The 26,676-nt window shown below is 71.9% G+C and carries 26 protein-coding genes; 19 read left to right on the top strand and 7 right to left on the bottom strand.

The annotated features are described in order from the left end of the window. Positions 1-97: 97 nt before the first annotated feature. The 4 genes from OHB09_RS05795 (at position 98) to OHB09_RS05780 (ending at position 4,306) form a co-directional block, all read left to right on the top strand. Positions 98-937, top strand: coding sequence for an NADPH-dependent oxidoreductase (locus OHB09_RS05795; protein ID WP_191852413.1), 840 nt, complete (start codon positions 98-100; stop codon positions 935-937). Positions 938-962: 25 nt separating this feature from the next. Then, positions 963-1,568 carry a TetR/AcrR family transcriptional regulator gene (locus tag OHB09_RS05790; protein ID WP_006141639.1) on the top strand — a complete coding sequence of 202 codons (606 nt, stop codon included), beginning with the start codon at positions 963-965 and terminating at the stop codon, positions 1,566-1,568. 315 nt (positions 1,569-1,883) lie between these two features. Next, on the top strand, positions 1,884-3,101 hold the full coding sequence (locus OHB09_RS05785) for an FAD-dependent monooxygenase (protein ID WP_234527369.1): 1,218 nt from the start codon (positions 1,884-1,886) through the stop codon (positions 3,099-3,101). A gap of 5 nt (positions 3,102-3,106) precedes the next feature. Beyond that, complete coding sequence (locus OHB09_RS05780) at positions 3,107-4,306, top strand: FAD-dependent monooxygenase (protein ID WP_328921683.1); 1,200 nt, start codon at positions 3,107-3,109, stop codon at positions 4,304-4,306. A 285-nt stretch (positions 4,307-4,591) separates the two neighbouring features. Here OHB09_RS05780 and OHB09_RS05775 read toward each other — a convergent pair whose 3' ends face one another. From OHB09_RS05775 to OHB09_RS05755, 5 genes are all read right to left on the bottom strand, one after another. Beyond that, positions 4,592-4,789, bottom strand: a complete 198-nt coding sequence (locus tag OHB09_RS05775; RefSeq protein WP_006141636.1) for a hypothetical protein — start codon at positions 4,787-4,789, stop codon at positions 4,592-4,594. A 108-nt stretch (positions 4,790-4,897) separates the two neighbouring features. Then, positions 4,898-5,803, bottom strand: a complete 906-nt coding sequence (locus tag OHB09_RS05770) for a TIGR03564 family F420-dependent LLM class oxidoreductase (protein WP_328921682.1) — start codon at positions 5,801-5,803, stop codon at positions 4,898-4,900. Between the two features lie 557 nt (positions 5,804-6,360). Further along, entirely contained in the window at positions 6,361-6,999 is a 639-nt protein-coding gene (locus OHB09_RS05765; protein ID WP_319351600.1) for a TetR/AcrR family transcriptional regulator C-terminal domain-containing protein, read from the bottom strand. 151 nt (positions 7,000-7,150) lie between these two features. Beyond that, entirely contained in the window at positions 7,151-7,879 is a 729-nt protein-coding gene (locus OHB09_RS05760) for a 3'-5' exonuclease (RefSeq protein WP_006141633.1), read from the bottom strand. Positions 7,880-8,064: 185 nt separating this feature from the next. Then, on the bottom strand, positions 8,065-8,712 hold the full coding sequence (locus OHB09_RS05755; protein WP_328921681.1) for a potassium channel family protein: 648 nt from the start codon (positions 8,710-8,712) through the stop codon (positions 8,065-8,067). 67 nt (positions 8,713-8,779) lie between these two features. On the opposite strand from OHB09_RS05755, the gene OHB09_RS05750 reads away from it, so the two are divergent. After that, positions 8,780-9,340, top strand: coding sequence for an HIT family protein (locus OHB09_RS05750; RefSeq protein ID WP_006141631.1), 561 nt, complete (start codon positions 8,780-8,782; stop codon positions 9,338-9,340). A 94-nt stretch (positions 9,341-9,434) separates the two neighbouring features. On the opposite strand, the gene OHB09_RS05745 is transcribed toward OHB09_RS05750, so the two are convergent. Both OHB09_RS05745 and OHB09_RS05740 read right to left on the bottom strand, forming a co-directional pair. After that, entirely contained in the window at positions 9,435-11,090 is a 1,656-nt protein-coding gene (locus OHB09_RS05745; protein WP_040896005.1) for a hypothetical protein, read from the bottom strand. A 170-nt stretch (positions 11,091-11,260) separates the two neighbouring features. Continuing rightward, positions 11,261-13,468 carry an elongation factor G-like protein EF-G2 gene (locus OHB09_RS05740; RefSeq protein WP_234527367.1) on the bottom strand — a complete coding sequence of 736 codons (2,208 nt, stop codon included), beginning with the start codon at positions 13,466-13,468 and terminating at the stop codon, positions 11,261-11,263. 328 nt (positions 13,469-13,796) lie between these two features. On the opposite strand from OHB09_RS05740, the gene pgsA reads away from it, so the two are divergent. From pgsA to OHB09_RS05670, 14 genes are all read left to right on the top strand, one after another. After that, entirely contained in the window at positions 13,797-14,474 is a 678-nt protein-coding gene (gene pgsA, locus OHB09_RS05735; RefSeq protein WP_006141626.1) for a phosphatidylinositol phosphate synthase, read from the top strand. Next, on the top strand, positions 14,471-15,469 hold the full coding sequence (locus OHB09_RS05730; protein WP_006141625.1) for a phosphatidylinositol mannoside acyltransferase: 999 nt from the start codon (positions 14,471-14,473) through the stop codon (positions 15,467-15,469). The genes pgsA and OHB09_RS05730 overlap by 4 nt, the downstream gene beginning before the upstream one ends. Continuing rightward, the gene (locus OHB09_RS05725) at positions 15,466-16,638 is read left to right on the top strand and encodes a glycosyltransferase family 4 protein (protein WP_191854439.1); all 1,173 of its coding nucleotides are present in this window, start codon (positions 15,466-15,468) and stop codon (positions 16,636-16,638) included. Before OHB09_RS05730 ends, OHB09_RS05725 begins: the two co-directional genes overlap by 4 nt. Positions 16,639-16,709: 71 nt before the next feature. Then, on the top strand, positions 16,710-17,255 hold the full coding sequence (locus OHB09_RS05720; RefSeq protein ID WP_006141623.1) for a LemA family protein: 546 nt from the start codon (positions 16,710-16,712) through the stop codon (positions 17,253-17,255). A gap of 248 nt (positions 17,256-17,503) precedes the next feature. Beyond that, positions 17,504-18,412 (top strand): pyridoxal 5'-phosphate synthase lyase subunit PdxS, encoded by a 909-nt coding sequence (gene pdxS, locus OHB09_RS05715; protein ID WP_006141622.1) that lies wholly within the window; start codon positions 17,504-17,506, stop codon positions 18,410-18,412. An 11-nt stretch (positions 18,413-18,423) separates the two neighbouring features. After that, positions 18,424-19,032, top strand: coding sequence for a pyridoxal 5'-phosphate synthase glutaminase subunit PdxT (gene pdxT / locus OHB09_RS05710; protein ID WP_167793190.1), 609 nt, complete (start codon positions 18,424-18,426; stop codon positions 19,030-19,032). Between the two features lie 49 nt (positions 19,033-19,081). After that, entirely contained in the window at positions 19,082-19,834 is a 753-nt protein-coding gene (locus OHB09_RS05705; protein ID WP_006141620.1) for a YebC/PmpR family DNA-binding transcriptional regulator, read from the top strand. Between the two features lie 130 nt (positions 19,835-19,964). Next, positions 19,965-20,525, top strand: coding sequence for a crossover junction endodeoxyribonuclease RuvC (gene ruvC, locus OHB09_RS05700; RefSeq protein WP_006141619.1), 561 nt, complete (start codon positions 19,965-19,967; stop codon positions 20,523-20,525). Then, positions 20,522-21,127 carry a Holliday junction branch migration protein RuvA gene (ruvA, locus tag OHB09_RS05695; RefSeq protein ID WP_319118591.1) on the top strand — a complete coding sequence of 202 codons (606 nt, stop codon included), beginning with the start codon at positions 20,522-20,524 and terminating at the stop codon, positions 21,125-21,127. The genes ruvC and ruvA overlap by 4 nt, the downstream gene beginning before the upstream one ends. A 74-nt stretch (positions 21,128-21,201) precedes the next feature. Then, complete coding sequence (ruvB, locus tag OHB09_RS05690) at positions 21,202-22,275, top strand: Holliday junction branch migration DNA helicase RuvB (protein WP_006141617.1); 1,074 nt, start codon at positions 21,202-21,204, stop codon at positions 22,273-22,275. 222 nt (positions 22,276-22,497) lie between these two features. Further along, the gene (gene yajC / locus OHB09_RS05685) at positions 22,498-23,016 is read left to right on the top strand and encodes a preprotein translocase subunit YajC (protein WP_006141616.1); all 519 of its coding nucleotides are present in this window, start codon (positions 22,498-22,500) and stop codon (positions 23,014-23,016) included. A 136-nt stretch (positions 23,017-23,152) separates the two neighbouring features. After that, a complete protein-coding gene (secD, locus tag OHB09_RS05680) occupies positions 23,153-24,928 on the top strand; it encodes a protein translocase subunit SecD (RefSeq protein ID WP_328729769.1) in 1,776 nt (591 codons plus the stop codon). A 3-nt stretch (positions 24,929-24,931) separates the two neighbouring features. Beyond that, positions 24,932-26,089, top strand: a complete 1,158-nt coding sequence (secF, locus tag OHB09_RS05675) for a protein translocase subunit SecF (RefSeq protein ID WP_006141614.1) — start codon at positions 24,932-24,934, stop codon at positions 26,087-26,089. After that, entirely contained in the window at positions 26,086-26,634 is a 549-nt protein-coding gene (locus OHB09_RS05670; protein WP_006141613.1) for an adenine phosphoribosyltransferase, read from the top strand. Before secF ends, OHB09_RS05670 begins: the two co-directional genes overlap by 4 nt. Positions 26,635-26,676: the final 42 nt, after the last annotated feature.

Below are 26,676 nucleotides of genomic sequence, written 5' to 3'. Positions count from 1 at the left end.
CCCGGCTTCTTTCCGACAGACCAGGACGGCGGGGAATGGACCCGGCGGACTCGTGGTTGCCATAACCGAATCTGATTCGGATAGTGGAAGGACAGTCATGACTGACTCCTCGCGGCGGCGCGCACTCCTGGAGGCCCGCTACGGGCAGCAGGCGACGCCGGAGAACATCATCTGGAACGAGCAGATCGAAACGCTGCTCGCGCACCGCTCAGTGCGCGCGTTCACCGACGAACCGCTGCCCGACGGTGCTCTGGAGACGGTGGTGGCGGCCGCCCAGTCGGCCTCCACGTCGTCGAACCTTCACCAGTGGAGTCTCGTGGCCGTATCGGACCCCGGGACGAAGGCCGAGCTCGCGAGGCTGACACACGGCGCGAAGTTCGCCGGGTTCGATTTCGTCGCCCAGGCCCCCAGCGTGCTGCTGTGGGTGGCGGACATGTCGCGCAGCCACGAGATCAGCGTGGAGCAGGGCGGTGACCCCGTCGTCACCGACTACGTCGACTCCTTCCTGATGTCGTCGGTCGACGCGGCCCTGGCCGCCCAGAACGGTCTCGTCGCGGCAGAGGCGATCGGCCTGGGAGGCGTGTACCTGGGCTCGCTGCGCAACCACGCCAAGGAGCTCGCCGACCTGATCGGGCTTCCCGCGTACGCCTACGTCGTATTCGGCATGGCCATCGGCACCCCGGACCCGCACCGCCCGAGCGCGGTGCATCCCCGCCCGGCGCAGGACGTCGTGCTGCACCGCGAGCGCTACCGGACACGGCCGACCAAGGAGTGGATCGAGGACTACGAGATCGCGTTCAAGGATTTCCGCACCGAGTACGGACTGCGTGACAAGACGTGGAGCCATTCCGTCGTGATGGGCACGGGCCTGGAGTACATGGACGGGCGTGAGAACCTGCGTCGTACGCTGGAGGAGCGCGGCTACCTGCTGCGCTGAACACCATTCGACGGGGGTGGCGGGCGTGGCCAGGCCGAAGACGCCGCTGTTGTCCGCCGAACGGATCGCGGACGGTGCGATCGAACTCGCCGACCGCACCGGTGACGTCCAGATGACTCAGTTGGCCCGGCACCTCGGTGTCGCCCCGTCATCCCTCTACTCCCACGTCTCGGGCCGGGCGGAGGTCATCGACCTCGCCCGGCTGCGGATGCTGGAACGGATGGAACCCCTCGGCCCCGCGCACGACTGGCGCGAAGCCGTGGCCGACCTCCTGCGCCGGCTCACCACCCTGTACGCCACGCACCGGCGCATCCTGCCGCTCCTCGCCGCCACCGCGATGACCTGCGACCGTTCCCTCGCGGTGTACGAGCCGATGTTCGCCGCGCTGATCGACGGAGGCTTCCGGCGAGACCAGCTCCGCCTGGTCGTCGCCATGGTCGAGTTCCAGGCGTTCGGTCTTGCCCAGGGTCTGCCGGCGCCGGCCATGTCCGATCACATCCGCGAAACCCTCCCCGCCTACACCGCGTCGGTGGACCACTCGCGCTACGACCTGGCCACCGCGACCGAGTTCTCCGTGGCCATGGTCATCGGCGGGCTGGAAGCGATCCGGACCCACCCCGGCGGGCCGTGACGCCCTCCGGCACACGACGGACGAACTCCTTGGACGGCCCTCTCCGCGGGTGCTGAACGCGGCCCGCCGGGCTGTCCGGCGTCGCCGAGGACGGCGATGTCCGAGTCGAGGACGAGTCGCGCGTCCGGCCGGGAAGCGGGCGCGTGGACGGTGCGCGCGTCCATGCCCTGCACCGAGGAGTTCTGACGCCGCCCCGACGATCTGCTCCCGGGTGCTGCCCTCGATCACGGTTGACACCTTAACAGCGTTCAGGCAAGCTGGTCACAGTCCTGAACTTAGTTAAGGAGAGCCTTGAGGCTCGGAGAAGAGAGAACCGTGCAGAAGAGGGCATTAGTGGTCGGGCTCGGGATCGCGGGGATGTCCGCGGCCATCGGGCTGCGCCAGGCCGGCTGGACGCCGGTGATCGTCGAACGGGCACCCGAGCGCCGTACCGGGGGCTACTTCATCTTCATGTTCCCGGAGGGTGTGCAGGCCGCGGCCGACCTCGGGATCGCCGACCACCTGCACACCCGCAATCCGGAGTGGCGCCCGGGCGGGAACTCGTGGTCGGTGGATCGCAAGGGCAGGCGGAAGCCGGCTCTGGGACTGCTGGACGCGCCCAGCGGGCTGGCAGCGGTGCTGCGCAGCGACATCGAGGCCGCGTTGTGGCAGGGCATCACCGGTGACGGGACCGAGGACGCGGTCGAGGTGCGGTTCGCGACCACTCCGGTCGAGATCGCCGAGGGCGCCGACGGGGTGCGGGTCCTGCTCGAGGACGCCGGCACCGGGAAGCGGTACAGCGAGGACTTCGATCTCGTGGTCGGTGCGGACGGGATGCGCTCGAGCGTGCGCCGGATGGTGTTCGGTCCGGACGAGGAGTACCTGGCGAACTGGAAGGCGATGATCTGCGCGTTCCAGCTGAAGGAGCAGGTGCCTGGCTACGAGGCGAGCGACAGCATCATCGTCTCGCGCCCCAAGCGTGCGATGTGGGTGTTCGGACTCGCCGACCACGCACCCTGCGCCTGGCTGACCTACCGCACCGAGGACATCCCGGACCGGTTCGCCGGGCCGTCGGTCGAACAGGTGCGCGCGGCCTTCTCCGGGATGGACGACGACCCCGTCGTGCGCCACGTCCTGGACTCCCTGGACCAGGCCCCTGACCACGTGTTCGACTCGATCCACCAGGTGCTGATGCCCAAGTGGAGCACGAGGCGGGTCGTGCTGGTGGGGGACGCGGCCTGGTGCATGAACACCTACTCGGCCATGGGCTCCTCCTCCTCGCTGCGCGGCGGCGCCGCACTGGGCACGGCCCTGCGGGAGCACCCCGACGATCTCGCCGCCGCTCTGGAGGCGTGGGAGGCCGGCCTGCGTCCCTACATCACCAGGCAGCGGCGCTCCGCACGGGTCAAGCAACAGCGGTTCGTACCGTCCAGCCGTCCGGTCCAAGTAGTGGTTTCGGGTGCTCTCGAGCTGCTCCGCAGGGTCGTCCACCGCCGGATGGCAGCGGAGTTCACCGCGGCGGCGGTCGCCGCCCCGTCCGGTACGGCCCGGTGACCGCCATGGCGAAGAGGGCGTTGGTGGTCGGGCTCGGGATCGCGGGGATGTCCGCGGCGATCGGGCTGCGCCGGGCCGGCTGGACGCCGGTGATCGTCGAACGGGCGCCCGAACGGCGCACCGGGGGCTACTTCGTCGGGCTGTTCCCGGAGGGCCGGCAGGCCGCGGTCGACCTGGGGATCGCCGACCATCTGCACACCCGCAACCCGGAACAGGCGGCCGGCACGAATGCGTGGTCGGTGGATCGCCGGGGCAGGCGCAGGCCGGCTCTGGGATTCCTGGATCAGCCCGGGGAGCCGGCAGCGGTGCTGCGCGGGGACATCGAGGCCGCGCTGTGGCAGAGCATCACGGGCGTCGAGGTGCGGTTCGGGACCACTCCGGTCGAGATCGCCGAGGGCGCCGACGGGGTGCGGGTCCTGCTCGAGGACGCCGGCACCGGGAAGCGGTACAGCGAGGACTTCGATCTCGTGGTCGGCGCGGACGGAATGCGCTCGAGCGTGCGCCGGATGGTGTTCGGTCCGCACGAGGACCACCTGACCACGTGGAACGCGATGATCTGCGCCTTCCAGCTGAAGGAGCAGGTGCCCACCTACGAGGCGAGCGACAGCGTCATCATCGCGCGCGCCAAGCGGGCGGTGTGGGTGTTCGGGCTCGCCGACCACGCGCCCACCGCGCTGCTGACCTACCGGACGAAGGACGTCCAGAAGCAGTTCGGCGGATCGCGGGTCGAGCGGCTGCGTGCGGTCTTCTCCGGGATGGACGACGACCCCGTGGTGCGCCACGTCCTGGACTCCCTGGAGGAGGCCCCCGACCACCTGTTCGACTCGGTGCACCAGGTGCGGATGCCGCGGTGGAGCGCGGGGCGGGTCGTGCTGGTGGGGGACGCGGCCTGGTGCATGAACCTCTACTCGGGCATGGGCGCCACGTCCTCGCTGCGCGGCGGCGCCGCACTGGGCGCGGCCCTGCGGGAGCACCCCGACGACCTCGCCGCCGCCCTGGAGGCCTGGGAGACCGGGTTGCGTCCGTTCATCACCAAGCACCAGCGCACCGCGCGCCTCAAGCAGCAGATGTTCGTCCCGTCCAGCCGTCGGGCCGAGGCGCTGCGCTCGGTCCTTCTCGGTCTGGCCCGCAGGATCCGCGGCCGCCGGTCGGCGACGGAGGCGGGCGGGTCGCGGGCCTCGGCGCTGTCCGGCACGTCGCGGTGACGACGGCGTCCGCGTCGAGGAGGGACGATGCGTGACGCCGGAGCCCGGTGCGCCCGCGCTGCGGGCACCGTGATGGGCGGGGACCTCGAAGGGCTCCCTCAAGGCACCCCTGTAGGCCGGGGGTGCCTTCGCCCGTATGAACGCCGACCCCGCCCCCGCGCCCAGGACGACGAGCGAAGAGGCGGACAGGAACGGCTCATGCCCTGCTCGCGCAGGAGGAGGGCATGGACAACATGGACTCCCGTGGGAGCATCGGCAACCGTGGGGCCGGTGCTCCCACGCCCGTCACGGCGCCGAACGTTTGCGCTGCAGCAACCAGGTACCGCCTGTCACTGTCCCCGTCACCAGTAAGCCCACCATCAGTGACATCTTGAGTTCCTCCATCCTGCTGCCGTCGTCCGCCATGATCACCGACAGCGTCGTGATGACGGTCGTGATGACCAGCCCGATGGCCAGGTTCTTCCGCACCAGCGATTTCCGCATCTTCTCCTCGTTTCTCGATGAGGGGGGGCGCTGCGCGCCCCCCTACCGACGTTGCCGGCCGCCCCCTCTGACAGGGCGTCGTGCTTCTCATCGCCGGACGGCCGTCAGTCAGCCAGTCAGTGAGCCAGTCAGAGCGGTCAATAGTTCGGCGGTTCGTGTCTGTTCCTCGCGTGATCCCAGAAGCGCCGCCACGACGTCAGTGGCGCCCGCGTCGAACAGACGCCGGATCTGTTGTTCGACGCGTACCTCGTCGCCGAGGACGATCGCGTCCTGGGGGCCCGCGGCGCCGCCGCGGTCGAGGATGGCGCGGTAACTGGGGAGGTCGGCGACCGCGGCGAGGTTCTCGGCGGCCCAAGCCCGCAGTCGGTCCTCGCGGGCGGTGAGACAGACCGGCACCGAGGCGACCACGCGAGGCGTACGTCGCCCCGCCGCCTTGGTGATCGTGGGCACGATGTGATCGGCGACGGCCGTCGGGGTGGCCCATGTGGTGATGGTTCCGTCAGCCAGTTCGCCGGCCACCCGGAGCATCGCCGGGCCGAGCGCACCGACGAGTACGGTGGGTGCGCCGCGCGTCGGCACCTGAACCTCACCGATCGCCGTCAGTGTCTCGTCCCGGTAGGAGACGCGTTCGCCGCGCAGCGCGGGCATCAGCGCGGACAGGTATCCGCGGAGGTGGCGTGCGGGACGGTCGAAGGAATAGCCGTACCGGCCTTCGACGACGGCCCGGTGGCTGACGCCGACGCCCAGCACCAGGCGGCCGCCTACGGCCTCCTGCACGGTCAGCGCCTGTGCGGCGAGTGCCAGCGGGTGTCTGGGGTACGTGGGGACCACCGCCGTGCCGAGCTCGATGCCCGGCACTTCCCGTCCCGCGACCGCCAGTGTGGTCAGTGCGTCCCGGCTCGTACGCTGGCTCAGCCAGACCCCGTCGAAACCGGCTGCGGCAGCAGCCCGGGTCTGGTCGAGGACCGCCCCCAAGGACGGTCCTGCCTCATCCACGACAATTCCGATGCGCATCCAGTCTCCTCGGTGGTGCCGGCGGCGTGCGGGTCGCGCATTGCGGGGAGGGACACGCGAGTTCGGCGCGGCAAGGGGTGAGCCGTCCGGGGCGAGCCGTCCGCGTGACGCTCCGTCCGGTCGGCATGTCGAACGTCCTTCGGTGATCCAACCAGTGCCTCGGTCCGGCCGGTAATGCCGATGCGAACACCCCCGCCCATGCCGACCGGGCATGGACCGGAGGACGTTCCCCGCCCTCGCCGATGGGCAAGGGCTTCAGCGTCCGGCGACTCCTTAACGTCGTTCAGGCGCTGTGTTCTTTATAGCATGAACTTAGTTCAGGTCGCAGGGTGCTCAGGCCGACGAGTTCTCGAACGGGTGTGTGGCGCACCAGGGGAGGCCGTGGAGCCGGAGGCGCTGGGCCTGCCCTCCGGCCGGCGCGGTCAGGACCGTCCTGGACCGGACCTCACGCAACCCCCGGCGGGTCCGGGCGTGGAAGGGCGACGATCAGCCGCTCCGCCGTGGAGCGGACACTCCGGACGACATGACGGTCCGCCGGCAGGCGGCCTGGCCCGGTGTCAGACCTTCAGCCGGGCGGCGAGCCCGTCGAGGACGATGTCGAGGTGCCGCTCGAAGCGCTGGTCGCCGTGGTCGTGAAGGTGGCCCGCTCGCTTGACCAGGGGCGCGTCCCCGCCCAGCCATGCGTCGCGCTCGGCGAGGGAATAGCGAGCGGGGTCGGTCTCGGCGGACTGGCGGTGTTCCTGTTCCTCGATCACGAAGCCGACGACGAAGGCGGTCACCAGGTCGACGGCGTCGTCCGCGTCGGAGAGGCCGACCCCGCACGCGGTCCAGCGGACGAACCAGAACTCCTTCACCCGTACCACTTCCGGGTCGGCGATGCGCGTGCCGCTGAAGATGCGAGCGCCGTCGCGGTGACGCAGGAACTCCGCTCGCAGCACACTCGCGAACGCCGCCAGATCATCGCGCCAGTCGTCACCCGGGGGGAGTTCCGACAGGGCGGAGCCGACCCGGCGCATGACGGCGGTGCCCATCTCGTCGAGCAGTTCCCGCTTGTTGCGCACGTGCCAGTACAAGGCGGAGGGGCGTACGTCGAGCCTGGTCGCCAGGGCACGCACGGTCACGCCGTCCATGCCCTTCTCGTCGAGAAGGTCCAGCGCCGCTGTCACGATCCGGTCCCGGGTGACGCCCTTGTTCATACCGGATACCTTAACGTTGTTCAGGCTCGCTGGACGGGCCGCCTCACCCACAGTTATCGATCAGCAACTCACGGGGCCCGCGCGCGTCGCAGCGGGCGTGTGCGAGGTCCATCAGGCCCCCGCTTCGCCAGGGCGTGCTTCGGAACACGCCCTAGGCCGCCGTCGGCAGCTCCCGTCGCACCGGCCACTGCGGGTCCACGCACTCCTCGGATCCCGTCCGGGTGAACCACGCCTGCAGCCCCCGCGTCTGCGCCGCGTGCCAGCCGCCCTGCAGGGTGTGCAGCTCCGCGGGGGTGAGCCGCTCCAGCCGTGTGGAGAAACGGCGGCCCAGCGCCCGGACCACCTCCAGTGCGGCGAGGGCGTCGGCCGCCGCGTCGTGCGCCCCCTCCAGCGTGACCCCGTAGTGGGCGCACAGGTCGGTCAGCGTGCGGCGGCCCTTGCGGTAGCGGTCCAGGTGCCTGTCCAGGACCCGGGGATCGAGGACGCGCAGCGGCGCCGAGGCGGCGAGCCACCGGTCCAGCGAGGAGGCGCGGTGCCGCCGCAGCTCCCGGTCCAGGAGCGTCAGGTCGAAGGGCGCGTTCATCACCACCAGCGGCCGTCCCGCCGCGGCCAGGTACTGCAGCTCGTCTGCCATCTCCCGCATCACGGGCGCGGGCCACCGCCCGTTGCGCCGCAGGTGCTCCTCGGTCAGGCCGTGCACCGCCGTGGCCTCCGCGGGCACCGGCACTCCCGGGTCGACCAGCCAGCGCCGCACCCGGGGCCGGGCGCCCGCCGCCTCCTGCACCACGACGGCGGCCGACACGATGCGGTCGCCCTCGACGTCCACGCCCGTCGTCTCCGTGTCGAAGGCCGCCAGGGGCCCCTCGTACCAGCTCGCCACCCGCACCAACTCCCTGTTCACCCACGGCAGCTGATGTCCCCTTCGCTGCCGGTTCGGTGATACCCGGGTCGTTTGCGGCGTACGCCCGAAGAGACCAACACGGGCAGGAGCCTTTGCGGTTCTGCGATGTGGCGATCGAACTCGCCCGCATCACGGGGGCGTTGGCGGCAACCGTCGGCGGGGGCTCAGGGCTCCGGGGGCTCCTCGCGGGTGAAGACCTCCACGAGCCACGAGGAGAACGAGCCGGTCACCGCCCCCAGCAGGGCGAGCCCGCACGCCATGAGCCCCACGGCGACCAGCCGCCCCACCACCGTCACCGGGGCGACGTCGCCGTACCCCACCGTGGAGAGCGTCGAGCAGGCCCACCACACCGAGTCGCCGAAGGTGTGGATCGTGGCGTGCGGGGCCGTCCGCTCGTGCTGGTAGACGGTCAGCGAGGCCGCGAACCCCAGCAGCACCGCCGACAGCCCGGCGTAGAGCATCACGCGCACGTGCAGCGAGAGCCGGGGGCGCCCGTTGCGGCGCTGCACCGCCTCGTAGAACCGCACCACCCGCAGGGGCCGCAGCAGGGGCAGCACCACCACGACGACGTCCAGCCAGTGCTGTCGGACGAAGGCGAGGCGCCGGCCGGCCGCCCCCCACCGCACCAGGAAGTCGGCCACGAACAACGCCCAGGCCGCGCAGATCACCGTCAGGCACACCACGTGCACCCACGTGGGCAGCCCGGGCCCGAGCACGTGCACGGCGTACGCGCCGAGGAACAGCAGGGACGCCACACCGAGCGGCAGCTCACTGCGCCGCTCCCACGCCTTCGTACGACTGTCGTCCCGCACCGCCCCAGCTTCGCCCGGGACCGGCCTCCCGGCGCCCCGGGGACACGCCGCCCAAGGGTGACGCCATATGCTGCACAGCATGACGAGTGAGCCGGAGCAGCAGATCGGAGTGGGTACCCCGGACGCCTTCCAGCGGCTGTGGACACCCCACCGGATGGCCTACATCCAGGGCGAGAACAAGCCGACCGGTCCAGGGTCCGGCGACGGTTGTCCCTTCTGCTCGATCCCGGCCGAGTCCGACGAGGACGGCCTCGTCGTCCGCCGCGGCGAGCAGGTCTACGCGGTGCTGAACCTGTACCCGTACAACGGCGGCCATCTGATGACGGTCCCGTACCGCCACGTGGCCGACTACACCGACCTCAGCCCCGCCGAGACGGCCGAGCTGGGCGAGCTCACCAAGCAGGCGATGACGGCCCTGCGCACGGCCTCGGGCGCCCAGGGCTTCAACATCGGCATGAACCAGGGGAGTGTGGCGGGCGCGGGCATCGCCGCCCATCTGCACCAGCACATCGTCCCCCGCTGGGGCGGCGACACCAACTTCATGCCGGTGGTGGGTCACACCAGGGTGCTGCCCCAGCTCCTGGCGGACACCCGCAAGATGCTCGCGGACGCCTGGCCGACGGCATAAGGCGATCGTCGCGGGGTCCGGGCGCCGGAACACCGGCGCCCGGAGCGCCACAGGGCACGGGGGTGGGGAGTCGAGGACTTCCCACCCCCGTCCCCTATGCGTCGTACACGTCGGCCTTGCGGGGCGAGACCTCCTGCACCTGCCCGCTGAGGGCCGAGGACCGGGCCCCGAACCGTTCCGTGTCCACGCCGTTCTCCGCGAGCACCTTCAGCGCGGCCGAGTGCACCACTCGCAGCACCGGCGTCGCCGCACGCAGCGCGTCGTCGGCCATGAAGCGGTGGCGCCACGGCTGGTCCGCCCACGCGTGCCGCAGGCCGAAGGGCTCCGGCAGCGACAGCGTGCCGCCCAGCCAGTTCAGCAGCGGCGGGTACCAGGTCAGCGGCGCCCGCGCCGCCAGCCGCACCACCTCGTCCGCGTCGACCAGCGGCAGCTTCACCGAGCGCGTCTCCCAGAACTTGACGGACTTCTGCACCGTCTTCGTCTTGGCCGCCGGCTTGCTGGTGAACAGCGAGTGCACCGGCCCGAGCGCGTGCCCGGTCACCTCGATCCGCAGCGTCTCGTGCAGCACGGTCACCGTGATCATCATGGTGAGCACGAGCTGCCCGTCCCACAGCGTCCACTGCACGCCGAGGTAGTGCCGGTCACCCGCGCCGAACTGCTGCTTGTTGCAGATCTCCTGTATCGCGTGCGACTTGACCTGGTAGGCGTCCACGTCCGTACCGCTGGGCCGGGACACCGCCCCCGCGTTCTCCCCGACCGGCGTGACGATCCAGTGCTTCACCGAGGGCGCCGGGAAACCGCCCGTGTTCAGCGGGCCCCGCTCCAGCAGCTTGAGCTGGTCGTGGATCGCGCGGACCACGTCCCAGCTGCGGAAGGGGTTGATCTCCTTGCCGGGTTCGCGCGGGACGAGGTCCTCCGCGAGCTGCCAGCTTCCCCACCGCGTCCCCATGCCGAGGATGCCCTTGGGACCGGCGTAGAAGACCGAGTTGGACCGCTGCTCGGCGCTGAGCCGGACCAGTTCCTTGCGCAGCTGCTCCGCCGCCGACTCCCCGGGACTACCGGGCACCGCCTCGGGGATCTTCGCCCCGAGGCCGCCGCCGGCGAGCAGGCTGTCCCACCGCTCCCGCAGGTCCCGCGCCGTCCGCTCGCAGATGCGCTTGGCCCACACCCAGCCCAGGACCGGCACCACGACCGCGGCCCGGGCGTACCAGCCCCAGAAGCCGCCGAAGGGCATCTTGATCAGGAACAGCACGGCGAGGGCCCCGAAGGCGACCAGCACTCCCGTGCCCAGCGCGGAGGCCCGCTTGTCCGTGGCCTTGGCGACATTGGCCCGCAGGATGAAGATCAGCAGCCAGACCAGGAACCCCGGCAGGAACAGCAGCCCGCACAGCACCGTCACCGCGGTGAGCCAGTTGTCCCGCTCACGGCGTATGCGGTGGGCGGCCAGACAGTGCTCCACGACGACCTGCGGCTCGGTGCCGAAGGACTGGATGAGCGGAGCCCGGCCGGCGCCCAGCATGCGGTCGATCACGGCACGGGAGTACGCCTCCCCGAGCCGGGGCCGCAGCATCTTGACGCGCGGCTCGGAGACCTTGGACTTGTGCCACTCGTTGTCGGCCTCGAGGATCTTGGTGACCTCGTCGTCGCGGTACGCCGCGGACGCCAGCGCGTAGGTCGCCGCCGTCTGGCCCGCGGCACCCGCGAGGGGGACCTGCGCCCCCGGGGTGAAATCGAATCCGTCGTCCGCCACTGCCGCCCCCACTCGCCGCTGTACCCCGCTGCTTGCGGCTTTTCCCGACTTCCTTGCTCCGCACACCTGTTGAACGGGCCGTGCGTCCCGATCACGCCATCAAGCGATCACGTGATCAGCGTAACGGCCCGTACCGACATCGTGCGGGGAAAAGTCCGACCGTGACCCCCTCAGGAGGCCTGCTTCTCCTCCTCCCGCAGGCGCTCCGCGACCTGGGCCGGCATCGGCTCGTGCCGGGCGTACACGCGGTCGAAGCGCGCGGTGCCGTGCGAGAGGGACCGCAGGTCCACGGCGTAGCGCCCGATCTCGATCTCGGGCACCTCCGCCCGTACCACGGTCCGCCCGCCCACCGTCTGCTCGGTGCCCAGCACCCGGCCCCGGCGTCCGGACAGGTCGCTCATCACGGCGCCCACGAAGTCGTCGCCGACCAGTACCGAGACCTCCGCCACCGGCTCCAGCAGGTGGATCCGCGCCCCGGCGGCCGCCTCGCGCAGCGCGAGCCCGCCCGCGGTCTGGAACGCCGCGTCGGAGGAGTCCACCGAGTGCGCCTTGCCGTCGACCAGCGTCACCCGCACGTCGACCAGCGGATATCCCGCGACGACGCCCCTGGCGGCCTGCGCGCGCACCCCCTTCTCGACCGAGGGGATGAACTGCCGGGGCACCGCGCCGCCGACGACCTTGTCGACGAACTCGATGCCGGAACCGGCGGGCAGCGGCTCCACCTCGATCTCGCAGATCGCGAACTGGCCGTGCCCGCCGGACTGCTTGACGTGCCGGCCGCGCCCGGTGGCCCGGGCCGCGAACGTCTCCCGCAGGGAGACCCGGTGCGGCTCGGTGTCGACCTGCACGCCGTACCGGCTGCGCAGCCGTTCCAGCGCCACGTCCGCGTGCGCCTCTCCGAGGCACCACAGGACCACCTGGTGGGTGTGCGGGTTCTGCTCCAGGCGCATCGTGGGGTCCTCGGCGACCAGCCGGGCCAGCCCCTGGGAGAGCTTGTCCTCGTCGGCCTTGCTGTGCGCCCGGATGGCCAGCGGCAGCAACGGGTCGGGCATCCGCCAGGCCTCCATGAGCAGCGGATCGTCCTTCGCGGACAGGGTGTCGCCGGTCTCCGCCCGGCCGAGCCTCGCCACACAGGCGAGGTCCCCGGCGACACAGTGCGCGACCGGACGCTGCTGCTTGCCGAAGGGCGTGGACAGCGCGCCGATCCGCTCGTCGACCTCGTGCCGGGCGCGGCCCTCGCCCCCGCGGTCGGTCAGGCCGTGTCCGTACACATGGACGGTCTCGTCGGGCCGCAGTGTCCCGGAGAACACCCGTACGAGCGAGACGCGGCCCACGTACGGGTCGGAGGCGGTCTTGACGACCTCCGCGACCAGCGGGCCCTCCGGATCGCACGTCTTCAGCGCGCGTTCCCGCCCGTCCGGAGTGGTGACCGCGGGGGCCACGCGCTCGGGCGGGGTCGGGAAGCCACCGGTGATCAGCTCCAGGAGCTCCACCGTGCCCAGGCCCTGCCGTGCCCCGTCGGCCGCCGGGGCGGCGGCCAGCACCGGGAAGAAGGAGCCGCGCGCCACGGCCCGTTCCAGGTCCCCGATGAGCGTCTTCACGTCGAGGGACTCGCCGCCGAGGTAGCGGTCCATGAGGGTCTCGTCCTCGCTCTCGGCGATGATCCCCTCGATCAGCCGATTGCGGGCCTCCTCGATCAGCGGGAGCTGCTCGGGGCCCGGCTCGGCCTCCTCGCGCTCCCCGGAGGCGTAGTCGAACAGGCGCTGGGTGAGGAGCCCGATCAGCCCGGTGACGGGCGCGTGTCCGTCGGGGCCCGCGGGGCCGCGCAACGGCAGGTAGAGGGGGAGCACGGCGTCCGGGTCGTCGGCGCCGAAGGCCTCCGCGCACGCCCGGGTCGTCTCCTCGAAGTCGGCGCGCGCCGCCTCCAGGTGCGTGATCACCAGCGCGCGCGGCATGCCGACCGCGGCGCACTCCTCCCAGACCATCCGGGTCGAGCCGTCCACGCCGTCGGCGGCGGAGACGACGAAGAGGGCCGCGTCCGCGGCGCGCAGACCGGCCCTGAGCTCCCCGACGAAGTCGGCGTATCCGGGGGTGTCCAGCAGGTTGACCTTGATGCCGTCCCATTCGACGGGAACGAGGGAGAGCTGCACCGAGCGCTGCCGGCGGTGCTCGATGTCGTCGTAGTCGGAGACGGTGCCGCCGTCCTCCACACGGCCCGCCCTGTTCACCGCCCCCGCCGTCAGCGCGAGCGCCTCCACCAGCGTCGTCTTGCCCGATCCGCTGTGGCCGACCAGCACCACGTTCCGCACGGACGTGGGACGGTCGACCGCCGGCGCCCTGCCGGCGGCCCCGGGGTGGGTGTGCGTCTTGTCGCCCATGGTCCTGCCTCCCGTACACGGTGAGGTCACTGTGGGCGCGGACACGCGGGACCGCGTGCACTGACGGCTCCGGCGACGCCCGCGGTCCTTCGAGCTTGGCACCGCTGTCACTGTGCGTCCATACGAGCGACACCCTCGGCCCCGGAACCGTGCCCGCGACCGCTCCCCGACCGGCACCCCGCCGCCCGCGACCGCACCGTGACCGGGGCGCCGCCAGGCCGTGACCCGGGGCCGCGGGTGCCCACCCGCCGCCGCCGCGCCCGCGTGACTACGATGGGCCAGCCGGCGGTCAGCAGGGGCCGCGGCCACACCGACCGTCGGGAAGGCCATGCTGAACAAGTACGCGCGTGCATTCTTCACGCGTGTTCTCACACCGTTCGCCTCGTTCCTCATCCGCCGCGGGGTCAGCCCCGACACGGTCACGCTCCTGGGCACCGCCGGTGTCGTCGCCGGAGCGCTGGTGTTCTATCCGCGGGGCGAGTTCTTCTGGGGCACGGTCGTCATCACCCTGTTCGTCTTCTCGGACCTCGTCGACGGCAACATGGCCCGCCAGCTCGGCCGCACGAGCCGCTGGGGCGCCTTCCTGGACTCCACCCTCGACCGGGTGGCCGACGGCGCGATCTTCGGCGGCCTCGCCCTGTGGTACGCGGGCCGGGGAGACGACAACCTGCTCTGCGCGGTGGCCATCTTCTGCCTGGCCAGCGGCCAGGTGGTCTCGTACACCAAGGCGCGCGGCGAGTCGATCGGCCTGCCGGTCGCCGTCAACGGGCTGGTGGAGCGTGCCGAGCGGCTGGTGATCTCGCTCGTCGCGGCGGGCTTCGCCGGACTCCACAAGTTCGGGGTGCCGGGCATCCAGTACCTGCTCCCGGTCGCCCTGTGGATCGTCGCCGTGGGCAGCCTCGTCACGCTGATCCAGCGGGTCGTCACGGTCCGGCGCGAATCCGCCGAGGCCGAGGCCGCCGCCGGGGAGAGCGCCGCCGAGCAGGGCAGCGGAGCCCGGCAGTGAGCGGTGCCCGCGAGCGCCTGACGGACGCCCTCTACGGGCTCGGCTGGGGCACCGTCAAGAAACTCCCCGAACCGGCCGCCGTCCGCCTCGGGCGGAGCATCGCCGACCTCGCCTGGCGCCGGCGCGGCAAGGGTGTGCTGCGCCTGGAGGCCAACTACGCCCGCGTGGTGCCCGACGCGAGCCCCGAGCGGCTCGCCGCGCTCTCCCGCGCCGGAATGCGCTCCTACCTGCGCTACTGGATGGAGTCCTTCCGCCTGCCCGCGTGGAGCGCCGACCGGGTGCGCGGCGGATTCGCCCCCAAGGACGTGCACCACCTCACCGACGGCCTCGCCGCGGGCGACGGCGTCATCCTCGCCCTCCCGCACCTGGCCAACTGGGACCTCGCGGGCGCCTGGGTCACCACGGAGCTGAACACCCCCTTCACCACCGTCGCCGAACGCCTCAGGCCCGAGACGCTGTACGACCGTTTCGTCGCCTACCGCGAGGGCCTCGGCATGGAGGTCCTCCCGCACAGCGGCGGCGCCGCCTTCGGCACCCTCGCCCGGCGGCTGCGGGCCGGCGGCCTGGTCTGCCTGGTCGCCGACCGCGACCTGTCCTCCTCCGGCGTGGCCGTCGACTTCTTCGGCGAGACCGCGCGAATGCCCGCCGGCCCCGCGCTGCTCGCCCAGCAGACCGGCGCCCTGCTGCTCCCGGTCACCCTCTGGTACGACGACTCGCCCGTCATGCGGGGGCGGGTGCATCCCCCGATCGAGGTACCCGAGTCAGGTACGCGCACGGAGAAGACGTCTGTCATGACACAGGCGCTGGCCGATGCCTTCGCCTCGGGGATCGCCGACCATCCGGAGGACTGGCACATGCTGCAGCGACTGTGGCTCGCCGACCTGGAACCGCGCCGCTCGCCGGCCGACGGGGAGGGGACCGGCACCGGCCGGTCCGCGCCCGCGGCCACCGACGGGGCCGACGGGGCCGTCCCGGCCGCCGGGGAGCCCTCGTGAGGATCGGCATCGTCTGCCCGTACTCCTGGGACGTGCCGGGCGGCGTCCAGTTCCACATCCGCGACCTCGCCGAGTACTTCCTCCGGCAGGGCCACGAGGTCTCCGTGCTCGCCCCCGCCGACGAGGACACCCCGCTGCCGCCCTACGTCGTCTCCGCCGGCCGCGCGGTGCCCGTCCCGTACAACGGCTCGGTGGCCCGCCTGAACTTCGGTTTCCTGTCCGCGGCCCGGGTGCGGCGCTGGCTGCACGAGGGCTCCTTCGACGTCATCCACATCCACGAGCCGACCTCGCCCTCACTGGGCCTGCTCGCCTGCTGGGCGGCCCAGGGCCCGATCGTGGCCACCTTCCACACCTCCAACCCGCGCTCCCGGGCGATGATCGCGGCGTACGCCATCCTCCAGGCGGCCCTGGAGAAGATCAGCGCGCGGATCGCGGTGAGCGAGTACGCCCGCCGCACCCTCGTCGAACACCTGGGCGGGGACGCGGTGGTCATCCCCAACGGCGTCGACGTCGACTTCTTCGCGCGGGCCGAACCCGAGCCCGCGTGGCAGGGCGGCACGATCGGCTTCATGGGCCGCATCGACGAGCCCCGCAAGGGCCTGCCCGTGCTCATGCGGGCGCTGCCGAGAATCCTCGCCGCCCACCCGGAGGCCCGGCTCCTGGTCGCCGGTCGCGGCGACGAGAAGGAGGCCGTCGCGGACCTGCCGAAGGAACTGCGCGCCCGCGTGGAGTTCCTCGGCATGATCAGCGACGAGGACAAGGCGCGCTTCCTGCGCAGCGTCGACCTCTACGTGGCGCCCAACACCGGCGGCGAGAGCTTCGGCATCATCCTCGTGGAGGCGATGTCGGCGGGCGCCCCGGTGCTCGCCTCCGACCTCGACGCCTTCGCCCAGGTGCTCGACCACGGCACCGCGGGCGAACTCTTCGCCAACGAGGACGCCGACGCCCTCGCCGACTCCGCGATCCGCCTCCTGGGCGACCCCGGCCGCCGCGAGGAACTGCGGCAGCGGGGGAGCGCCCACGTGCGGCGCTTCGACTGGTCCACGGTCGGGGCGGACATCCTCTCGGTCTACGAGACGGTGACGGCCGGCGCGGCGGCCGTGGCCGCCGCCGAGGACGACGACCGGACCCCGGGGCTGCGGGCCCGGCTGCGGCTGGCCCGGGACTGACGGGCGGGCGGGCCAGGGGGCCCGGACGGGCCGGGAGGGTCTGAGCGCGGGGACCGGTAGCCTTGCCGCCCGTGACCGCAACGCTGATCTGGATCCTCGCCGCCCTCGGCGCCCTCGTCGTCGTGGGCCTCTACCTGAGCTGGACGGCGGGGCGGCTGGACCGGCTGCACGCCCGGATCGACGCGGCCCGCGCCGCACTGGACGCGACCCTGCTGCGCCGCGCCTCCGTCGCCCAGGAACTGGCCACCTCCGGCGTGCTGGACCCGGCCGCCTCCATCGTCCTGTACGAGGCAGCCCACGCGGCCCGGCAGGCCGAGGAGGAGCAGCGGGAGGTCGCCGAGAGCGAGCTGAGCCAGGCGCTGCGCGCGGTCTTCGCCGAGGCCCAGCAGGTCGAGGAGGTCCGCCGGGCGCCCGGCGGGCAGGACGCGGCACGGGAGCTCACCGAGGCCGTCCGCAGGGTGCCGATGGCCCGCCGCTTCCACAACGACGCGGTGCGCGCGGCCAGGGCGCTGCGCCTGCACCGCAAGGTCCGCTGGTTCCGGCTGGCCGGCCACGCCCCCTTCCCGATGGCCTTCGAGATGGACGACGAGCCGCCGACGGCCCTGACGGACCGGTAGGGAGCGCCGGACGGTCACCGGCGCGCCCGCCGAGGGGCGGCGCGGCCGGCGCGGCACGGCCGCCGTTCGCGCGCCTCGTTCCGGCGGAGCGGCGGATCTGCGGACCGGCGGAGCCGCGGATCTGCGGAGCGGCGGAGCGAAAACGATCCACCGCCCCCTCATTGGCCCTTGCCGTGGACCGGCCGCCTGCCGTTTCCTCGAACCGGCAGAAAGCCGAGCGAACCCCTTCCCCCGAGCGAGGTCACCTCATGTCCGTCACGTCCCCCGCCCCCACCCCCGAAACCGGCACCGCCCGCGTCAAGCGCGGCATGGCGGAGCAGCTCAAGGGCGGCGTGATCATGGACGTCGTCACGCCGGAGCAGGCGAAGATCGCCGAGGACGCCGGCGCGGTCGCCGTCATGGCACTGGAGCGGGTGCCCGCCGACATCCGCAAGGACGGCGGCGTGGCCCGGATGTCCGACCCGGACATGATCGAGGGCATCATCGGCGCGGTCTCCATCCCGGTGATGGCCAAGTCCCGCATCGGCCACTTCGTCGAGGCCCAGGTCCTGCAGTCGCTCGGCGTCGACTACATCGACGAGTCCGAGGTCCTCACCCCGGCCGACGAGGTCAACCACTCCGACAAGTGGGCGTTCACCACCCCCTTCGTGTGCGGCGCCACCAACCTGGGCGAGGCCCTGCGCCGCATCGCCGAGGGCGCGGCCATGATCCGCTCCAAGGGCGAGGCCGGCACCGGCAACGTCGTCGAGGCCGTGCGCCACCTGCGCCAGATCAAGGGTGAGATCGCCAAGCTCCGCGGCTGCGACAACAACGAGCTGTACGCCGCCGCCAAGGAACTGCGCGCCCCCTACGAGCTGGTCAAGGAGGTCGCCGAGCTGGGCAAGCTCCCGGTGGTGCTGTTCTCCGCCGGCGGGGTCGCGACCCCGGCCGACGCCGCGCTGATGCGCCAGCTCGGGGCCGAGGGCGTCTTCGTCGGCTCCGGCATCTTCAAGTCGGGCGACCCGGCCAAGCGCGCCGCCGCCATCGTCAAGGCGACCACCTTCTACGACGACCCGAAGATCATCGCGGAAGCGTCCCGGAACCTCGGCGAGGCCATGGTCGGCATCAACTGCGACACCCTTCCCGAGACCGAGCGCTACGCCAACCGCGGCTGGTGAGGCGCCCCTCCATGAGCGACACCCCCGTGATCGGCGTCCTGGCCCTCCAGGGCGACGTACGGGAGCACCTCACCGCCCTGGCCGTGGCCGACGCCGTGGCCAGGCCGGTACGGCGCCCCGAGGAGCTCACCGAGGTGGACGGCCTGGTCATCCCCGGCGGCGAGTCCACCACCATCTCCAAGCTCGCCGTCCTCTTCGGCGTGATGGAACCCCTGCGCGCCCGTGTGCGGGACGGCCTGCCCGTCTACGGCACCTGCGCGGGCATGATCATGCTCGCCGACAAGATCCTCGACCCGCGCTCGGGCCAGGAGACCGTCGGCGGCATCGACATGATCGTGCGCCGCAACGCCTTCGGCCGGCAGAACGAGTCCTTCGAGGCCGCAGTCGAGGTGGAGGGCGTGGCCGGCGCTCCCGTGGAGGGCGTCTTCATCCGCGCCCCCTGGGTGGAGTCCGTCGGCGCCGGTGTCGAGGTGCTCGCCGAACACGGCGGTCACATCGTCGCCGTGCGCCAGGGGAACGCGCTCGCGACCTCGTTCCACCCCGAACTGACCGGAGACCACCGCGTGCACGCCCTTTTCGTGGACATGGTGCGCGCCGAGCGGGCGGCCGAGTCCTTGTAGGATTCCTGCGTTCGTTGCAGTGATGGGGTTACGCGAAGGAGACAGGCAGATGTCCGGCCACTCTAAATGGGCTACGACGAAGCACAAGAAGGCCGTGATCGATGCCAAGCGCGGCAAGCTCTTCGCGAAGCTGATCAAGAACATCGAGGTCGCGGCGCGCATGGGCGGCGTCGACCTGGAGGGCAACCCGACGCTCTACGACGCCGTCCAGAAGGCCAAGAAGCAGTCGGTGCCGAACAAGAACATCGACTCCGCCATCAAGCGCGGTGGCGGTCTCGAGGCCGGTGGCGCCGACTACGAGACGATCATGTACGAGGGCTACGGTCCGAACGGTGTCGCGGTGCTCATCGAGTGCCTCACCGACAACCGCAACCGCGCCGCCTCCGACGTCCGCGTCGCCATGACCCGCAACGGCGGCTCCATGGCCGACCCGGGCTCGGTGTCGTACCTGTTCAACCGCAAGGGCGTCGTCATCGTCCCCAAGGGCGACCTCGGTGAGGACGACGTCCTGACCGCCGTCCTGGACGCCGGCGCGGAAGAGGTCAACGACCTCGGCGAGAGCTTCGAGGTCCTCAGCGAGGCCACCGACCTGGTCGCGGTCCGCACCGCGCTCCAGGAGGCGGGCATCGACTACGACTCCGCCGACACCAACTTCGTCCCGACCATGCAGGTCGAGCTGGACGAGGAGGGCGCCAAGAAGATCTTCAAGCTGATCGACGCGCTGGAGGACAGCGACGACGTGCAGAACGTCTTCGCCAACTTCGACGTCAGCGACGAGGTCATGGAGAAGGTCGACGCCTGACGCGTCCACCACCGACGGGCCGGCGGGACACACCCCGTCGGCCCGTCGCTCTGTCAGTGGCACCCGATAGCCTGCACAAACAGGTGAGCGAGAGCCTGTACGGACGGGTGAGCGGGGAAAGGGGCGGCAGGTGCGCGTACTGGGGGTGGACCCGGGGCTGACCCGCTGCGGTGTCGGCGTCGTCGAGGGGGTCCCGGGGCGGCCGCTGACCATGCTCGGCGTCGGCGTCGTCCGCACCCCCGCCGACGCGGAGCTGGGCCACCGCCTCGTCGCCGTCGAGCAGGGGATCGAGGAGTGGCTCGACGCGCACCGCCCCGAGTACGTGGCGGTGGAGCGCGTCTTCAGCCAGCACAACGTCCGCACCGTCATGGGCACCGCCCAGGCCAGCGCCGTCGCCATGCTGTGCGCGGCCCGCCGCGGCATCCCGGTCGCCCTGCACACGCCCAGCGAGGTGAAGGCCGCCGTCACCGGCTCGGGCCGGGCCGACAAGGCGCAGGTCGGCGCCATGGTCACCCGGCTGCTCCGGCTGGCCGCGCCGCCCAAGCCGGCCGACGCGGCCGACGCCCTCGCCCTCGCCATCTGCCACATCTGGCGCGCCCCCGCCCAGAACCGGCTCCAGCGGGCCGCCGCCCAGCACGCCGGCCGGGCCCCCCTCGCACCGAACCCCGCATCGAAAGGCCGAACGGCATGATCGCCTTCGTCAGCGGCACGGTCGCCGCCCTCGCCCCGGACACCGCGGTGCTCGAGGTGGGCGGCGTCGGCATGGCCGTCCAGTGCACCCCGAACACCCTGTCGACACTGCGGCTCGGCCGCCCCGCCAAGCTGGCCACCTCCCTCGTCGTCCGCGAGGACTCGCTGACCCTCTACGGCTTCGCCGACGAGGACGAGCGCCAGGTGTTCGAGCTGCTCCAGACCGCCAGCGGCGTCGGCCCCCGGCTGGCTCAGGCCATGCTCGCCGTGCACTCCCCGGACGCGCTGCGCCGCGCCGTCTCCACGGGTGACGAGAAGGCCCTCACCGCCGTCCCCGGCATCGGCAAGAAGGGCGCCCAGAAGCTGCTCCTCGAACTGAAGGACCGGCTCGGCGAGCCCCTCGGCGCCCCCGTCGTCGGCGCCCCGGCAGGTCAGGGCTGGCGGGACCAGCTGCACGCGGCCCTCATCGGCCTCGGCTACGCCACCCGGGAGGCCGACGAGGCGGTCGCCGCCGTCACCCCCCAGGCCGAGGCCGCCGAGGGCACCCCCCAGGTGGGCCCGCTGCTCAGGGCCGCCCTGCAGACCCTCAACAGAGCCCGCTGACCCCCGCGGCAGCGCCCGCCGGCCCGCGCCCCCGCCCACCGCCGCAGCCCCGACGAGACCCCGAGGCACACTCCATGAACTGGGACGACACCACCGACGCCGCCTCCGCCGAGGAGCGGCTGGTGGGCTCCGTCGCCGACCGCGAGGACCAGGCCGTCGAGGCCGCCCTGCGCCCCAAGGACCTGGGCGAGTTCATCGGCCAGGAGAAGGTCCGCGAACAGCTCGACCTCGTCCTGCGCGCCGCCCGCGCCCGCGGAGCGACCGCCGACCACGTACTGCTCTCCGGCGCCCCCGGCCTCGGCAAGACCACCCTCTCCATGATCATCGCCGCCGAGATGGGCGCCCCGATCCGCATCACCTCCGGGCCCGCCATCCAGCACGCGGGCGACCTGGCCGCGATCCTCTCCTCCCTCCAGGAGGGCGAGGTCCTCTTCCTCGACGAGATCCACCGGATGTCCCGGCCCGCCGAGGAGATGCTCTACATGGCGATGGAGGACTTCCGCGTCGACGTCGTCGTCGGCAAGGGCCCCGGCGCCACCGCCATCCCGCTCGAACTGCCCCCGTTCACCCTGGTCGGCGCCACCACCCGGGCCGGACTGCTGCCGCCCCCGCTGCGCGACCGGTTCGGGTTCACCGCCCACATGGAGTTCTACGAACCCACCGAGCTGGAGCGCGTCGTGCACCGCTCGGCGAGCCTGCTCGACGTCGAGATCGACACGGACGGCGCCGCCGAGATCGCCGGCCGCTCCCGCGGCACCCCCCGCATCGCCAACCGGCTGCTGCGCCGGGTACGGGACTACGCGCAGGTCAAGGCCGACGGCATCATCGACCGGGACATCGCCGCCGCCGCGCTGAAGGTCTACGAGGTGGACGCGCGGGGCCTGGACCGGCTCGACCGCGCGGTGCTCCAGGCGCTGCTCAAGCTGTTCGGCGGCGGCCCGGTCGGCCTGTCCACGCTCGCCGTGGCGGTGGGGGAGGAGCGCGAGACGGTCGAGGAGGTCGCCGAACCCTTCCTGGTCAGGGAGGGGCTGCTGGCCCGCACCCCGCGCGGCCGCGTCGCCACGCCCGCCGCCTGGGCACACCTCGGCCTCACCCCGCCCCGCTCCACCGCCGCGGGCGGCGGCCAGCAGGACCTGTTCGGCGCCTGAAACCCCCACCGGTGCGTCCGCCGCGGCCCGCCGGAGGGTGTCCGACGCCGGAGTGTGACGCACCGGTACTCGCCCCGGCAGGAACCCGGGTGCCATGCTGGGCGTTGTTCCTGGCGTGCGGACTCCCTTAGACTCCGCCGATGCCGCCCTTGTGGGCGGCGCCGACCACCCCCATCCGACAGGCCGCCCTTCCGGGCGGTCGTGCGAAGGAAACTCCGTCCCGTGAATATCGTGACCCTTCTCCCGTTCATCGTGCTCATCGGGGCCATGCTCCTGATGACCCGATCGGCCAAGCGAAAGCAGCAGCAGGCCGCGCAGATGCGGAACGACATGCAGCCCGGCTCCGGCGTCCGCACGATCGGGGGCATGTACGCGACGGTCAAGGAGGTCAACGACGACACCGTCCTTGTCGACGCGGGCCCGGGCGTGGACCTCCTCTTCGCGAAGAACGCGATCGGCGCCGTCCTCACCGACGACGAGTACAACCGCATCGTGCACGGCGTCGAGCACGACCTGAAGGCCGACGGCAGCATCGTGCCGGACGACGCCTCCTCCCTCACCGAGACCGACGAGCCCGCCGCCGACGCCGTGACCGACGCCTCCGACGAGCAGCCCGTGGACCTCGGCAAGAAGGACGCCGAGCCCGCCGCCGACAGCGAGGACGTCCCGGCGGACGCCGGCGCCACCAAGGCCGACGATGCGGAGCCGAAGAAGACCGACGGCGAGGCCGACGCGAAGTAGCCGCCCCGGAGCGCGGCGCGACCGGCTCGGGCCGCGCGGCGACCGGGGTGTGCGGCGACGCACGGAATCCCGACACCATGGCAGGCCGTCCTGCGCCGACCCCGCGCGCGAACGGCCCGAGAGGGAGTAACAGAAGGTGGCAGCACCGAAAAAGGGCCGGAGCGCGAGTGCCCAGAGCAAGCCGTGGCGCGCCCTGGCCCTGATCCTGATCGCCATCGTGGCGCTCACCGGGGGAATGTTCGCCTCGGGACACACGACTCCGCGTCTCGGCATCGACCTCGCCGGCGGCACCAGCATCACGCTGAAGGCGAAGGCCGACCAAGGGTCCGCGATCAACAAGGCCAACATGGACACCGCGGTCGAGATCATGAACCGCCGTGTCAACGGTCTCGGCGTCTCCGAGGCGGAGGTGCAGACCCAGGGGAACGACAACATCATCGTCAACATCCCCAAGGGCACCAACTCCAAGGAGGCCCGCGAGCAGGTCGGCACCACCGCGAAGCTGTACTTCCGCCCGGTCCTCGCCACCGAGGCCAGCGGCCCCGCCGCCAACGCCTCGCCGAGCACCTCCTCGAGCGAGTCCCCGGGCGCCTCGCCCAGCGGCTCCTCCTCGGCCAAGGTCGACGCGCCGGACTCCAAGGAGTCCAAGGACTCCAAGGACAAGACGTCCTCGTCCCCGTCGTCCACCGCCACCTCCCAGGGCCGTGCGGTCACCGGCGCGCTGAAGGCGGACGCCAGCCCGTCCTCCTCGGCCAGCGGCAAGAAGTCCTCCAGCACCGGCGCCTCGGACGACGACAACAAGCTGCAGGCCCAGTACGCCGCGCTCGACTGCAGCAAGCCCTCCGACCGCGCCGCCGCCGGTGACAACGCCAAGCCCGGCGACTCCACCGTCGGCTGCGGCAAGAACCAGGGCGTCTGGTTCAAGTACCTGCTCGGCCCGGCGGCCGTGGACGGCACCGAGGTCAAGAAGGCCCAGGCCGTCTTCGACACCCAGGGCGCCTCCGGCTGGCAGGTCCAGATGACCTTCACCGGCAGCGGCTCCAAGAAGTTCGCCGACATCACCGGTCAGCTGGCCCAGAAGCAGCAGCCGCAGAACGAGTTCGGCATCGTGCTGGACGGCGAGGTCGTCTCCAGCCCCTTCGTGCAGCAGTCCATCACCGGCGGCAACGCGGAGATCTCCGGCAGCTTCACCCAGGAGGAGGCCCAGGGCCTCTCCAACATGCTGTCCTACGGTGCCCTGCCCCTCTCCTTCGAGGAGCAGAGCGTCACCACCGTCACCGCCGCGCTCGGCGGTGAGCAGCTGCACGCCGGTCTCATCGCCGGCGCGATCGGCCTGGCGCTGGTCATCATCTACCTGGTCGCGTACTACCGGGGCCTGTCGCTCATCGCCATCGCCTCGCTGCTGGTCTCTGCGACCCTCACCTACGTGATCATGTCGCTGCTGGGCCCGACCATCGGCTTCGCGCTCAACCTGCCGGCGGTCTGCGGTGCCATCGTCGCGATCGGCATCACGGCGGACTCGTTCATCGTGTTCTTCGAACGCATCCGGGACGAGATCCGCGAGGGCCGCACCCTGCGCCCCGCCGTCGAACGAGCCTGGCCCCGCGCCCGGCGCACCATCCTGGTCTCCGACTTCGTGTCGTTCCTCGCCGCTGCGGTGCTGTTCGTCGTCACCGTCGGCAAGGTCCAGGGCTTCGCCTTCACCCTCGGCCTGACCACCCTGCTCGACGTGGTCGTCGTCTTCCTCTTCACCAAGCCGCTGATGACGATCCTCGCCCGCCGCCGCTTCTTCCACGACGGCCACAGCTGGTCCGGTCTCGACCCCAAGCGCCTCGGCGCGAAGCCGCCCCTGCGGCGCACCCGTCGTCCCTCCGGTCCTGCCGCGGGCCCCGTCGACCCGAAGGAGGCGTGAGACATGTCGAAGCTCGGCAATCTCGGTGCCCGGCTCCACCGCGGCGAGGTCGGTTACGACTTCGTCGGCCACCGCAAGATCTGGTACGGCGTCTCGATCCTGATCACGATCACCGCGATCGTCGGTCTCGCGGTCCGCGGCCTCAACATGGGCATCGACTTCCAGGGCGGCGCGGTCTTCACCACCCCGAAGACGAGCGTCTCGGTCTCCCAGGCCGAGACGTACGCGGAGGAAGCGGCCGGCCACGAGGCGGTCGTGCAGAAGCTCGGCACGGGCGGCCTGCGCATCCAGGTCGCCGGTCTGGACACGTCGAAGTCCGACGAGATCAAGGCCGCCCTCGCCAAGGACATGAAGATCGACACGGAGAACATCAACGCCGATCTCGTCGGTCCCAGCTGGGGTGAGCAGATCGCCAACAAGGCCTGGGAGGGCCTGGCGATCTTCATGGTGCTGGTCGTGATCTACCTGGCCATCGCCTTCGAGTGGCGGATGGCCGTCGCCGCCCTCGTCGCCCTGATCCACGACATCACCATCACCACCGGCATCTACGCCCTCGTCGGTTTCGAGGTCACGCCCGGTACGGTCATCGGTCTGCTGACGATCCTCGGTTACTCGCTCTACGACACGGTCGTCGTCTTCGACAGCCTCAAGGAGCAGACGAAGGACCTCACCAAACAGACCCGCTGGACCTACAGCGAGGTCGCCAACCGCTCGATCAACGGCACCCTGGTCCGGTCCATCAACACCACGGTGGTCGCCCTGCTCCCGGTGGCCGGACTGCTCTTCATCGGCGGCGGCTTCCTCGGCGCGGGCACGCTCAACGACATCTCGCTGTCGCTGTTCGTGGGTCTCGCGGCCGGCGCGTACTCCTCGATCTTCATCGCCACCCCGCTCGTCGCCGACCTCAAGGAGCGCGAGCCGGCGATGAGGGCGCTCGCCAAGCGGGTCCGCGCCAAGCGGGCCCAGGCCGCGGACGACGGGCACACCGGCGCCGGCTCCGAGGGCGGTTACTCCGAGGACTCCGCGGACTCCGAGGACGCCGCCCCGGCCGTCGTCGGCCCCCGTCCGCGCTCCGGCACCGGTGCCACGTCCTCCGGCCCGCGCACCCAGCCGTCCTCCCGCAACCGCGGTCGCGGCCGGCCCTCGGGGAAGCGCCGATGAGCGAGCTGACCGACATCACGGCGCTGCTGCTGAGCCGCATCCGGGACGTCGAGGACTACCCGGAGCCGGGCGTGGTGTTCAAGGACATCACCCCGCTGCTCGCCGACCCGGCCGCGTTCACCGCGCTCACCGACGCCCTCGCGGAACTGACCGTGCGGCACGGCGCCACGAAGATCGTCGGCCTGGAGGCCCGCGGCTTCATCCTGGGCGCCCCCGCCGCGCTCCGGGCCGGCGTCGGCTTCGTCCCGGTGCGCAAGGCGGGCAAGCTCCCCGGGGCCACCCTGCGGCAGGCCTACGACCTGGAGTACGGCTCCGCCGAGATCGAGGTGCACGCCGAGGACCTGAGCGCCGGGGATCGCGTCATGGTCATCGACGACGTGCTCGCCACCGGCGGCACCGCAGAGGCCTCGCTGGCACTGGTCCGGCGCGCGGGCGCCGAGGTCGCCGGGGTCGCGGTGCTGATGGAGCTCGGTTTCCTGGGCGGCCGGGCCCGCCTGGAGCCGGCCCTCGACGGCGCCCCGCTGGAGGCGTTGCTGCAGGTCTGACCCGGCAGGACGCAGGTCGTGACAGAACGGGGCGGGCCCGGA

The sequence above is a fragment of the Streptomyces griseoaurantiacus genome, assembly GCF_036189845.1.
Lineage (GTDB): Bacteria > Actinomycetota > Actinomycetes > Streptomycetales > Streptomycetaceae > Streptomyces > Streptomyces griseoaurantiacus.
This window is presented reverse-complemented; position numbering and strand designations above follow the sequence as displayed.